Below are 12742 nucleotides of genomic sequence, written 5' to 3' on the forward strand. Positions count from 1 at the left end.
CTAGTTTTATAAACAACGAGAATCCGCTTTTGCCTGATTTCAATAAGTAAACAATAAGTAAACGCTCTGCTTTTTTTGATGTCATCAGCAGCATCCATGTCATTCAACATCCACCTTCTGTTTTTTGCTTTTACTTCGACTCAGCAGGTGGATTTACCTTTTTATGCTGCATTGTATAAACCATTCAATAAAAGTAAATTATCAAAGAGATAATTTACGCTACAATATTTCACCACCATGTTCCCTACCGTCATCAAACTCCTCCCATTCATCGAAGCCATTGGCATCATTGCTTTTTGCGTGTCAGGTTTCATCAGTGCACAACAGCGCAAATTTGATGCGATTGGTGTGTTCATCATTGGTTTCGTGACCGCTTTTGGCGGTGGGACTTTGCGCGATATTTTATTGGATCGACGACCGTTTTATTGGGTGCAACATCAAAACTATGTGATTGCCATTTTTGTATGCTCTCTCATTGCAGGCACCATCATGGACTTCATGCACCGCGTGTTGCCGCGCCGCGCCATGCTGATTGCTGATGCCATGGGACTCGGTTTATTCACCATCACCAGCACAGCATTGGCACTGGATGCAGGCATGCCGGTGTTTGTGGCTTCGATGTTGGGTGTGATTGGTGCCGCTTTTGGTGGCGTGATTCGCGACATCCTGTGTGGCGATACGCCTTTGCTGTTGACCGACAGCCGCCCTTATGCCAGTTGCGCTTTTGCGGGTGCATGGGTCTATATTATTTTACAAAAAATAGAAATGAACGATATTTTCAGTCTCATCATTTCCAGTGGCTTGATTGTGGTACTGCGTTTGGCCAGCATCAGATTTAAATGGAAGGTGCCAGCCAGTTTTTAAAAATAAAATTCAGAGGCTAAACAATGCTGATCAATTGCGTCGTGTATCGAGATGGCGAAAAGGTTGCCGACATTCAAGCGAGTGAGATTAAAACCTATTTGGCACAACCCAACAGCTTTGTTTGGGTCGCATTGCGTGACGCAGAAAAAACTGAGCTGCTGTCCATGCAAAAGGAATTTGATTTGCCCGATTTGGCGATTGAAGATGCACAAAACGGTCACCAACGACCCAAACTGGAAGAATATGGCAACGCTTTATTTTGCGTCTTGCACATTGTTGAACTGGATCAAGCATCACAAACGCTCAGTGTGGGGGAAATGAGTATTTTTGTCGGTTCAAATTTTGTCCTCTCCGTTCGCAACAAAGCCAATGCAAACTTTGTGGACGTGCGCCGACGTTGCGAGAAAGAACCCCACTTGTTGCGCCACGGTTCGGGCTTCGTGCTCTATGCCCTGATCGATGCAGTGGTTGATCGCTATTTCCCAATCGTTGAAGCACTTGAAACAGAATTAGAGCAATTGGAAGACCGTATTTTCAAGCGGCACAATACATCACGTGGTGACATTGAGGCGCTGTATGATCTGAAAGGCAAGCTGTTGGTTCTTCAGCACGCCGCCGCCCCCTTGCTCGACACGGTGGGTAAGCTATACGGTGGTCGTGTGCCGCAGCTGTGTGCAGGCATGGGCGATTATTACCGCGATGTCAATGACCACCTTTTGCGCATTTGCAAATCGATCGATGGCATTCGCGACATGTTGTCCACCGCAATGCAGGTGAACTTATCGCTCATCGCACTGAGTGAATCTGAAGTGAACAAGAAGCTCGCGGCTTATGCCGCCTTATTTGCCATTCCAACCATGATTGCGGGTGTGTATGGCATGAACTTTGAAGACATCCCTGGGCTTAAATCTTCACTGAGCTTTCCCTTGACGCTGTCGACCATGGTGATCTTGGACATTCTGCTGTTTCGTTATTTCAAAAAATCGAGATGGTTATGAGTTTTCTGAACATGTTCTCACTCAAATCAAAAACCCAGCCTGTTTCACTGTGCATCGGGCGTTTTTAAAGGCAATTCCTGCTGCCCTGCTTGTTTGGCCAACATGGCTTTGAGCATCTCAATCCGTTGTTTTGGCGTGATTTGAGGCACCTCTTTGAGGTTGTCACGCTTGGCATCTTTGTCATGCGCCATTTCTTTGATGAACCGCGAAGCCTCGCGGTTTTCAAAATCCCGCCCACGGCGGCGTTTTTGACACCATGTGATGTGCAAACTTTTCCGCGCACGCGTGATCCCAACATACATCAAACGACGTTCTTCTTCAATGCGATTGGGGTCTTCCAAGGCATCATCACGCGACATGTGCGGCAGTAAGCCCTCCTCCACCCCAACCAAAAACACATGCGGATATTCCAAACCCTTTGAGGCGTGCAATGTCGACAAGCGCACCACGTTCTCTTCTTGTGAACCTTTGTCCAGCATGGAAATCAACACCATGCTTTGAATCACTTCTGAGAGTTTTTTGTTGTCGTCTTCGGCGCGACGTTTCATCCACGCCATGAAGTCAACCACATTCTTCCATTTGTTTTGCGCTTGTCGCTCATCAAACTGGTCAAACAAATACGTTTCGTAACCAATCGCTTTGATCAAATCATCAAGCACTTCAGGTGCTTCATCGCGTGCTGCACGCTCTTCAAACGTGTTAATGAATTCAACAAATTCCACCAAAGGGCCCAGCTGACGCGGCGTCGAAATCGACTCAAAACCGGTTTCAAACACCGCTTCAAACAACGATGTGTCGCGTCGCCCCGCGTATTGCCCCAGATGTTCCAATGTCGCCGCACCAATGCCTCGTTTCGGTGTCGTCACCGCTCGGATAAAAGCTGGATCGTCATTGATATTATTAAGCAAACGAAAATACGCCATGATGTCACGAATCTCAGCGCGCTCAAAAAATGATTGCCCTCCCGACAGCACATAGGGCACGCGCTCTTTGCGCAAGGCTTGTTCAAACACACGGGCTTGGTGATTGCCTCGGTACAAGATCGCATAATCTGAAAACTGGGCATTCTGAGAAATTTTATGCGCTTGCAAGCGCATGACCACGCTCTCCGCTTCCTCGTCCTCATTCGCCATCGGAATCACACGAATTGGATCGCCTTCACCGTACTCACTCCACAGTTTTTTATCAAACAGTTTTGGATTGTGCGCAATCACGGCATTGGCGGCATTGAGAATGCGCTCGGTTGAGCGGTAATTTTGTTCAAGCTTGATGAGTTTCAAACGCGGGTAATCGGTTTGCAACAGTTTCAGGTTGTCCAATGTCGCACCACGCCATGCGTAAATCGCTTGGTCATCGTCACCCACCGCTGTGAACATGGCGCGTATGCCCGACAACAAACGCAGCAACTGATATTGCACGGCATTGGTGTCTTGGTATTCATCCACCAGCATGTAGCGGATTTTGGCCTGCCAGCGATTGCACACCTCCTCATTGCTTTGCAACAACTCAACAGGCAAACGGATCAAATCGTCAAAATCAACCGCTTGATAGGCTTTGATTGTGCCGTTGTAATTCGCGTACACGCGTGCAAATTGCAGTTCTTGCTCATCTTTTGCATCCGTAAGCGCCTGCTCTGGCGTAATCTGACCATTTTTCCACAACGAAATGGTGCTTTGCATTGTTTTGATCAAGGCTTTATCAGTGGTCGCACACAACTCTTGCAAAATTGAAAAACAATCGTCTTGATCGAGGATCGAGAATTTTTCTTTCAATCCCAAATGCTTGGCTTCAGCACGTAAAAAATGCACGCCAAAGGAGTGAAATGTCGAAATCGTTAAACCTTTGAGGTTCACTTGACTGTTACTGGACATGATTTTCGTGACGCGCTCTTGCATCTCTTTAGCGGCTTTATTGGTGAACGTCATCGCCACGATGTGCCGTGGTTCATAACCGCAATCATTGATCAGATGTGCAATTTTTTGTGTAATCACCCCCGTTTTACCACTGCCCGCCCCCGCCAGCACCAAGCATGGGCCTTCGAGGTAATCGACGGCTTGCTGCTGCTGGGGATTGAGTTTCATTTTTTGAGTTGTTTTTTGGGTGGACGCGTGTGAGGTCATGCAGAGCAAACATAAGGGTTAAAAAATGCACTTCGCATTTGCGCAGTGCATTTTTGGAATGGCGTATTTTAACCTGTAACGGAGATGCACGCAGCGACAGTTCATGCATATTTACCCATGGGTAAAGGTTATTTTGTTCAATATTTTTCAAGCTTTCTAACCGTATGATGCGAACTCAACTATCAATCATTAATCATCGCTAAAGAATCAAAGGAGTTGTTCATGAGTTTAAATTTATTTTTATCAATGTTGGCCTTTGCACTAGTTGCCTCCATCACGCCAGGCCCTGTCAATATTTTGTCCCTCAGTTCAGGTGTGCAACATGGTTTTCGCAACACCATGCGTCACGTCACAGGCGCGACAGTCGGTTTCACTTTATTATTGTTACTCATCGGTTTGGGCATGCATGAGCTGTTGCACACGCGTCCATGGTTGAGTCAATCCATTCGTTGGGGCGGGGTTGTGTTTTTACTGTACATGGCCATTCAATTGGCAAGAGACAATGGCGAGCTGAACCCCTCTAACGACAACAAGAAGCCCTCTTACTTACGTGGCGCACTCATGCAATGGCTCAATCCAAAGGCATGGCTTGCATCAATCGCAGGCATGGGAGCGTATGCCGCTGACGGCGATGTGCGTTTAACATTACAATTCGCAGCCATTTACTTTGTGGTATGTTATGCATCCTTGACCGTTTGGGCATACGCAGGTGTATTTTTGCGCAGATACTTCACCGAACCACGCCATTTGCATTTATTCAACCGTGCAATGGCTTTGTTACTTGCCGCCAGTGCGTTGTATTTATTGTTTTCGACTGATTAAATTTTTAATATGAACTGTATTGGCGAGGGGTAGCGGCCACCAGCCGCTTGAATGTGCGCTGAAAATGGGCTTGATCAGAAAAACCTGCGGCAAGAGCCACATCAGCAATGGCTTGCCCCGTTTTAAGTTGTTGCTGGGCAAATAAAATCCGCCGATTTACCAAATGGGCATGCGGCGTCATGCCGTATTGCGCCTTAAATGCCCTGACCAAATAAGATGAGCTTAAACCTGACGCCGTACAAATGTCATCCAAACTCAAATTTTCAGTGCAGTGCTGGGCAATGAAATCAGCGGCCTGTTTAATTTTCAGATTTTTTTCTAGGCGCAGTTCGGGCGTGATTTTGAGTATTTGATGGAGCTGTATAAAGAAATCAAAAACCATGGTTTGCTTCAACAACACATCATTACTTTCGTCAATACACGTTTCGTACAATGCAATCAACCCATGATATAGCTCAGGATTTTTGCTAACCACGGTCTCAAATCGCGGCATGGTCAAGTCCACATCCAAACCCAAATCAGCTTGCAACTGCATCAACCATGCCACATCTACATAAAACATGATGTAAGACCACGGGCTGTCATAGACGGGATTACAGGCATGAACGTCTTTTGCATTCATCAAGACAACAGCACCCGCACTGACTTCCTGCTCTTGGTGCTCATTCCAATACATGCAACACCCTGAGGTAATCGCTCCGACCGAAAACACATCATGGCTGTGCTTGTCATAATGCACCTCACGCCCATCAGACACAGTGCGTGCCTCGATGAAAGGCAATTGAGTATCACGCCAAAACTTTAAAACCGCCATCGCCATTCCTCCGTGAAACCATCCGCCATTTGAATATTAACTCAGTGGTGACAAATTAGGATTCGCACCATAAATGATTCCACCACCCAAACAGACATCCCCATCGTATAACACGGCTGATTGACCTGGTGTCACCGCCCATTGGGCTTCAGAGAAAACCAATTGGCAAAGGTCATCTCTTTCAACTATTAATCGGCAAGTCGAATCGCTTTGACGATAACGGGTCTTCGCTGCCACATCAAGATGTGTGGGCGCATGACCTGCCACCCAGCTGACATTTTCAAACGACAATGTGGTCGATCGCAATGCCGCATGGTCATGCCCCTGCGCCACGTAGAGGGTGTTGTTTTGTATATCTTTGTGCACTGCAAACCACGGCTCGCCACTGCCTTGTTTATCACCGCCCAAACCAATGCCCTTGCGTTGACCCAAAGTATAAAAAGATAAACCAATGTGCTCACCGACCACCCGACCATCCAATGTTTTCATTGGCCCTTTATGGGTCGGTAAATAGCGATTCAGAAAATCACGGAAAGGACGCTCACCAATGAAACAAATGCCGGTTGAATCCTTCTTCGCAGCATTTGACAAGCCCAATTGATGGGCGATGTCACGTACCTGAGTTTTGGGCATTTCACCAAGGGGAAACAGTGTTTTTGACAATTGGGCTTGGTTGAGGCGGTGTAAAAAATAACTTTGATCTTTACTTGCATCCAAGCCTTTGAGCAGCTGAAATTCACCATTCAACTCACGCACCCGAGCATAGTGCCCCGTGGCAATATATTCAGCACCAAGACTCATGGCATGGTCAAGAAAAGCTTTGAATTTAATCTCAGCATTGCACAACACATCTGGATTAGGCGTACGACCCGCGCTGTATTCACGCAGAAATTCCGCAAACACGCGGTCTTTGTACTCAGCAGCGAAATTAACCGCTTCAATCTCAACACCCACCGCATCAGCCACACTGACGGCATCCAACAAGTCTTGACGAGAAGAGCAAAACTCTGAATCGTCATCGTCTTCCCAGTTCTTCATGAACAAACCGATGACCTCGTAACCTTGCTGTTTTAGCAACCACGCACTCACCGATGAATCCACGCCACCCGACATCCCGACGACCACCCGTTTTTTTACTGACATTTCATTTCCGTCTAAATTATTCACTGCTGTACAGCACAGCATCACGCCATTTATTTTATTGTATTTTTATAAAAACGTTCATTCATCCACCACGTCGCAGCGCCCCACAAAATACCAACCGCAGGAAAAATCATGAACGCCCGTGGCACATCACGCGCCACATTAAAATCAGAAACCAACACCGTCATCGCCCCCGACCACAAAGCCGCCGTAGTCACACCCCACTTCAACACCCCATGCAGGGTAATAAAAAACATGATACCGCGCTCACGCAATGGCAACCACTTATCTTCTGGCATCACTTTGGGTAAAAACATCACAGCTCCTATAAAACACGTAAATCTTTGACCAAAGACAAATCCAAAGACTGCCCAAGCAAATAATCATTTAAACATTGTTCCACAATTGGATTGCGATGAATGTCACGCTCCGCCATGATCTCTTCAAAAGTCAACCACTGCGCTTCAATGATACCATCGTCCAAGTCATTGTGAATGGGTTCATCACCCACCTTACCAATGAACGTCAAACGCAAGTAAGTCACGGATTTATCGTCTTTGTCTGAAATATAAATGCCCAGCAATGCCGTTGGCGTGAATTCATAGCCGGACTCCTCAAGCACTTCGCGCTGGACGGCATGTAACATGGTTTCACCCGCCTCCCAATGCCCCGCAGGCTGATTAATCCGAACGCCATGGCGTGTGTGCTCGCGCACCATGAGAAAAGCACCATCACGCTCGATGAGCGCCGCAACAGTGGCATGAGGGGTCCAGATGGGTGATGTATGCGTCATAATGCGCTCATCCTGAAGGGTAGATTTTAGTCACAGGCATTGCCTCTGAGAGACAAGCTCTCAACCGACTTTGAGCAAAACCACAAAAAAATCCCTGTTCACATTTGTGTCACAGGGATTTTACATTCTTAAAAACGGGGCCAGCTTCACACTAAGCCCGTAACACATTGATATATAACAAAAATAAATGCAATAATATTTCTCGATGCCCCGATTTATGCCCCGTGTTACTTTTGCAACCCCCTTTATACTTCATAAAACCACTATGGATTTTATCGGACTTAATAAAGGAGGCAGTATGCGGCAAAGGCTTATTATAGCAAATTTGTTGTTGATAAGTACGCTTGTTTTATCAGGCTGTGCGACACAATTTGGTGCTCGAATTGCTTGCGATATTAAAGCAAAAGATGGTGGCGGAGTGAAAAGTTGGGAGCAGAAAACGGGGCGTACTATTTGTAAAACTACTGGTGGTGTTATTATTAACCGTAGCCCGAATCCTAACGATACGCTTTATGGAAACGTCAACTCGAATACTGTGTGTGAGCCTGAATATGAGAGGGTTATCAACCATGCCGAATACATAAAATACATGAAAGCCTGTGTTGCTTCCATGACTAAAAATAAGTGAGGTAACGCATGACTATGGTTAGTATGCCCGTTGATAATTCAACATTAGCGATAACTTCTATTATTTGTGCAGGTTTGTTATTTGTCTTTCTTTTAGTTGCGGCGGATGATGAGTTTCGTAAGCCGCCTATTGCTGCTACTATTGCTATCGTTGCAGGGGGCTTGCTTTATTGGTTGGGTTTTATCCCTATTGGAATAATGATAGCCGCTGCATTTGCGTTAGTTGTTGGTATTTTTAGGGCGTTGAAAGGAAATGCGAATCAGCCAAACCCATCTAATAAATCAGCCCAACAAACAACCAAACGAACCAATGAGCAAAATGTTAGCCCCGCCAATCACAGCGAAAAGGTTGAACGTTTTAACCAAGAAACAGGCGGCTGGGAAAAATTAGAAACTGATTTAGATAATCAAGACACGCAATCATTGAAAAGTTACGACCCTCTTTTGCATGGGTCTTTTGATGGCAAGCCAAAACTTAACTTACCAAACACAACGAATAACTATGCGCGTGTTATGGGCGTGATTATTGGCGTGTTGGTTGTAGGTATGTTATTTGTCGCTATGATGGATAGTAATAAAACAAAACCCGCGATTAACTATATTCCATCAAGTTATGATACTAAAACTAATGTCAACAACCCAAACACTACAGCACCTAATCAGGTATTAGTTACGCCAGTCACAGAAGCCCCAGTTAATCCTGCGTTGATGCAGCAATGCGATAGTTACGCCACGGCAAACAAACGGAAAGAACCCACTTTAACCTATCAAGAACAACGCGAGGACTACAGTAAACTCTATGAATTTTGTTTAGATGATGCAAAAAAACTTACTCAAACAATAAGCACGAATACTGCTAATAACTCCAAAATAGAAACTGTAAGTAATGAGTTATTGCAAGCCTATCAAACGGCAAAAATTGACAATGAAACCTCACGGCAATATATCAATAAGACGTGGGAGGACTTAATCCAAACCTTGACCGATAATCAAAAGAGAGACATACTTAAATTACAACGCGCATGGATTAAGTCAAAGCAAAATTTTTGCGGTAAAGTTGTAAAAAATAAGTCAATTGATAATCTAACGCCCGATGAATTGGCAGCGGAAATTAAACTTTTAGAGTGTGACAGTCAAGCCAATTCAGAACGGGCTGCGGTACTCTCAAAAACAATGCAAGTACAAGACGAAATTGCAAAAATAATCAAAGAGGGTGGTAAGTAAAAAGTTTCCTTTTTTATGTTGTCAACTGTTTTTTAGCAATAAATAAAAATAATATAAATAAATTACTTGGCACATAGTGCCAAATCATTCAATCGCTAATCTTTAATCGTCCCCCCTCCCCCCTAATCCCCCCCCTCTTGCCATATTCTCAAGTAGTTACTAACAACTATTCTTCCTCCATATTATTAGTAACTACTATCCTCTATTTGTCTTACCTTACATATCTATACTCTCTAAAAAAATTAGAAAAAAAATAGTACCCCTTAGTAGTGGAGAGGGGTATATAGGATAGCACTAACTAATACACATACCCCAGTACCATACTACTAACAGATAATACCCAATACCCCAGTAGTAACATGTGGTAAAAATGAGACACCAACAGGGGGGCATATATGGGGGAGGGGGTACAACTAAAGATTAACGCCGCAATGATTTATCCTCAATTGCTAACTAACAATAACACTCATTATCAATGGCACTACGTGCCATACCTCAACTACCAATACTTAGTGCTTTATCTACCTTTTGCCCTTCACTTTTTTATGCTGCAATGCACCATTTATTACTTAAATTAAACTATCAATAAACTACAATAAACTACAATAAACTACAATAAACTACAATAAACTACCAACCATTTTGTTATTGTGCCAACCATTGCCAACCATGCCGCCGTTGTTATATCCACCCTGCCAATAAACCTATCTACTAACTCAACCAGCCAACATCATACTAACTCAACCCTACTATCTATAGGGGGATAGACTTTTTTAGAAACTGGAGTGGGCTATGGGCTATATAGCACCATGAAAAAATTTCTAAAGTTTTTGAGATTATTACATTTACGGTGCTTGCTCATTTACTGCGATTTTCTCTTGGTACTGCAAATCAAAATACTCATCTTGGGAGGGCGTATCCTGCATCCAAAAATACCAACCTGCTACACCCCAGATTGTGTGATATCTTGCCTCATCAAGTTTTAGAGCCTTCTCTTCTGTCAAGTATTCTTTACAAATTGAAATGCGACGCGCTTTATTTGCGGGCTTACCTTGTTTAAGTAAGTCATTCAACTCTCTAACCTGCCTTCCCAAAGAACTTGCAATACTATTAGCTTGTGCCTTACTTGCTTCTTTGTTAGTAGCAGGCAATAAACAATTTTTTGCATAGCGTGGCACTCTTTCATTTGGATATATTTTTAGTTCTCCGTGCATTAGCATTGATGTAGCACCAATATATTTAGGTGATGTCGAATGTCTCATTTTAGTTTCTCCTTGTTTAATTGAACTTAGCGACGTGCATTGATTCGTTCTGATACCCAATAATCAAACTCATGCTCCACCCAAGCAACACGTCGAGTAGTGATATTGATTGGTTTTGGAAACGCATTATCTTTAATCAACTGATAAATCGTTGACTTGCTTAATGCGGTACGGGCTAACACATCTTTTAGGCTAAGTAAGCGCAATTCTTGATTTTGCGTGGTTGGTTCGTTAGTAAACATAATTTGCCCTTTTATTTGAGTTAGTAACTCGTTAAATTTGATATTTTTTCGGTTTTAAAATAGAAAAAACCGCTAATTAAGCGGTTTTCAATTCGGGTTTAGTAACTGGGAGTGGCGCAACTCTGATTTTAGTAAATCGACATCGTGCACCCATAAAGTAATCCGCCCAGTCTTGCATCATCTTTCGTCTTTCGGGTAAGTATTGAGCATGATTGTATGCGGCTCTAACTGCGTCACCCTCACCATGTGCTAACTGGCGTTCGATGTGGTCACGGTTATAACCTTGCTCGTTTAAGATGGTACTTGCAGTTGCACGGAAACCATGCCCTGTCGCTCTACCATGATAACCCATGCGATACAGCGCATATAAAATGGTGTTTTCGCTCATCATTCGGCGTGGACTTTTAACGTTCGGAAATAGATATTCACGGTTGCCGTTCAATGTTTTAAGTTTAGCGATGACCTCTAATGCTTGAGTAGATAGTGGCACAATGTGCTCAACTTTCATTTTCATGCGTTCAGCAGGTATGCGCCACTCGTTTTTATCAAAGTTAAATTCGCTCCACTTCGCACCGCGTAACTCAACCGTACGCACAAAGGTTAAAGCAAGTAACTTCATCGCAAGCAATGTAGTAGGTTCAAGGTCTGCGCTATTGGTTTCTAACTTTTCGACAAATTCGGGTAAGGCATCATCACGTAGATACTTATAGTGCTGTACCTTTCTTGTTTTTAATGCACCTTTTAGATTTGCGGCTGGGTTGGTTTCACTGATCCCTGATTGAGCAGCAAACAAAAATACTTGGTTACATACTTGTAGAGTTCGCTTTGCAATTTCTAACGCGTCTCTTGCTTCGACTTTACGAATAACAGCTTTTAGTTCTGGTGTAGTAATATCAGTTATTGGACGATTGGCTAAAGTTGGAAACAACTCTTTCTCAAGTATGTTTAATTGCCTTTTGGCTGTATATGCCGTCCATCCTGATAGTTTTGTGGTATGCCACTCCAAAGCTAATACCTTAAAGGTATTTGAGGCATTTAGTACCGCAATACGTTTGTTTTCCTGTTTAACTACGCTGGGGTCTTTCCCGTCTTTAACTTGCAAGCGTGCTGCATCGCGTAACTCGCGTGCTTTGGCTAATGAAACTTCAGGGTAAACACCAAACGAGATGCGTTTTTCAGTTTTAAGATATGAGTACTTGAAACGCCAGTATTTTGCACCGCTGGACATTACTTCCAAGTAAAGCCCGCCGCCGTCAAACTTTCGGTAAGACTTATTGGGTAGTGGCTTTAAGTTATCACAGGCGCGAGCGTTGAGCATGTTTGTTTTAGGCATGGGGAAACCTCCATTATTGGTAAGTATGTAAAGGAAACAAAGGGAAATTAAAATTAGAAATTGATAATAAACTGCATTTCGGAATTGCTCCAAAACTCATTATCAACAGCTAAGATTATAGTGTAAAACCCCATAAAAATCAATAGATGTATTTTTTAGTATCTATATATTTTGTTTTCTTTTTGTTACTTTACAAACTTACTCTTACAAGACTTATTCGGAACTTATAAGATGCTATTAGTCGGCTACTATCTATGAGATAGTAAGGTTTTCATTTTGCCGTTACTAAAAAACAACATTAACGTGAATCAATCCACGAGTGGGCTGTTTGTACCTCTTTAAACAGTAAAGACTAACGGGCTGCAAAGATTAAACCAAGGCACTAAAAACGGGAAATTATAGAGTTGCCCCGAAAACTTGAATCTAACACCCGAATTGTGCCCCGTTGTTTGCTGGAGGTCAATGGACGGTATTTTAAGTTACTGGACTTCAAAAAGTGA

The 12742-nt window shown here is 43.7% G+C and carries 13 protein-coding genes; 5 read left to right on the top strand and 8 right to left on the bottom strand.

From position 1 onward, the window contains the following. Nucleotides 1-237 precede the first annotated feature (237 nt). Both DTO96_RS10370 and DTO96_RS10375 read left to right on the top strand, forming a co-directional pair. A complete protein-coding gene (locus DTO96_RS10370) occupies nt 238-864 on the top strand; it encodes a trimeric intracellular cation channel family protein (RefSeq protein ID WP_114563428.1) in 627 nt (208 codons plus the stop codon). Nucleotides 865-887: 23 nt separating this feature from the next. Further along, nucleotides 888-1862, top strand: coding sequence for a magnesium and cobalt transport protein CorA (locus tag DTO96_RS10375; RefSeq protein WP_114563429.1), 975 nt, complete (start codon nt 888-890; stop codon nt 1860-1862). Nucleotides 1863-1906: 44 nt separating this feature from the next. On the opposite strand, the gene DTO96_RS10380 is transcribed toward DTO96_RS10375, so the two are convergent. Next, nucleotides 1907-3943, bottom strand: coding sequence for a UvrD-helicase domain-containing protein (locus DTO96_RS10380; RefSeq protein WP_114564026.1), 2037 nt, complete (start codon nt 3941-3943; stop codon nt 1907-1909). 261 nt (nt 3944-4204) lie between these two features. Here DTO96_RS10380 and DTO96_RS10385 point away from each other — a divergent pair, with 261 nt between their 5' ends. Further along, nucleotides 4205-4804, top strand: coding sequence for a LysE family translocator (locus tag DTO96_RS10385; RefSeq protein WP_114563430.1), 600 nt, complete (start codon nt 4205-4207; stop codon nt 4802-4804). A gap of 4 nt (nt 4805-4808) precedes the next feature. On the opposite strand, the gene DTO96_RS10390 is transcribed toward DTO96_RS10385, so the two are convergent. The 4 genes from DTO96_RS10390 to DTO96_RS10405 are packed head-to-tail and all read right to left on the bottom strand — an operon-like array spanning nt 4809 to nt 7554. After that, the gene (locus DTO96_RS10390) at nt 4809-5618 is read right to left on the bottom strand and encodes an AraC family transcriptional regulator (protein ID WP_225972489.1); all 810 of its coding nucleotides are present in this window, start codon (nt 5616-5618) and stop codon (nt 4809-4811) included. A gap of 36 nt (nt 5619-5654) precedes the next feature. Then, a complete protein-coding gene (gene mnmA, locus DTO96_RS10395; RefSeq protein WP_114563432.1) occupies nt 5655-6761 on the bottom strand; it encodes a tRNA 2-thiouridine(34) synthase MnmA in 1107 nt (368 codons plus the stop codon). Nucleotides 6762-6811: 50 nt separating this feature from the next. After that, nucleotides 6812-7078, bottom strand: a complete 267-nt coding sequence (locus tag DTO96_RS10400; protein ID WP_114563433.1) for a hypothetical protein — start codon at nt 7076-7078, stop codon at nt 6812-6814. Between the two features lie 8 nt (nt 7079-7086). Further along, on the bottom strand, nt 7087-7554 hold the full coding sequence (locus tag DTO96_RS10405; protein ID WP_114563434.1) for an NUDIX hydrolase: 468 nt from the start codon (nt 7552-7554) through the stop codon (nt 7087-7089). 265 nt (nt 7555-7819) lie between these two features. Between DTO96_RS10405 and DTO96_RS10410 the strand changes: the two genes are divergently transcribed. Beyond that, entirely contained in the window at nt 7820-8182 is a 363-nt protein-coding gene (locus tag DTO96_RS10410; RefSeq protein WP_157964412.1) for a hypothetical protein, read from the top strand. A gap of 8 nt (nt 8183-8190) precedes the next feature. After that, complete coding sequence (locus tag DTO96_RS10415) at nt 8191-9405, top strand: tripartite tricarboxylate transporter TctB family protein (protein WP_157964413.1); 1215 nt, start codon at nt 8191-8193, stop codon at nt 9403-9405. 845 nt (nt 9406-10250) lie between these two features. Here the strand turns inward: DTO96_RS10415 and DTO96_RS10420 are convergent. From DTO96_RS10420 to DTO96_RS10430, 3 genes are all read right to left on the bottom strand, one after another. After that, nucleotides 10251-10667, bottom strand: a complete 417-nt coding sequence (locus DTO96_RS10420) for a hypothetical protein (protein ID WP_114563437.1) — start codon at nt 10665-10667, stop codon at nt 10251-10253. 26 nt (nt 10668-10693) lie between these two features. Further along, the gene (locus DTO96_RS10425; RefSeq protein ID WP_225972490.1) at nt 10694-10909 is read right to left on the bottom strand and encodes a helix-turn-helix transcriptional regulator; all 216 of its coding nucleotides are present in this window, start codon (nt 10907-10909) and stop codon (nt 10694-10696) included. A gap of 76 nt (nt 10910-10985) precedes the next feature. Then, nucleotides 10986-12242: a tyrosine-type recombinase/integrase gene (locus DTO96_RS10430; RefSeq protein ID WP_114563438.1), complete on the bottom strand. Its 1257-nt coding sequence runs from the start codon at nt 12240-12242 to the stop codon at nt 10986-10988. Nucleotides 12243-12742: the final 500 nt, after the last annotated feature.

Source organism: Ephemeroptericola cinctiostellae, assembly GCF_003339525.1.
GTDB classification, from domain to species: Bacteria; Pseudomonadota; Gammaproteobacteria; order Burkholderiales; family Burkholderiaceae; genus Hydromonas; species Hydromonas cinctiostellae.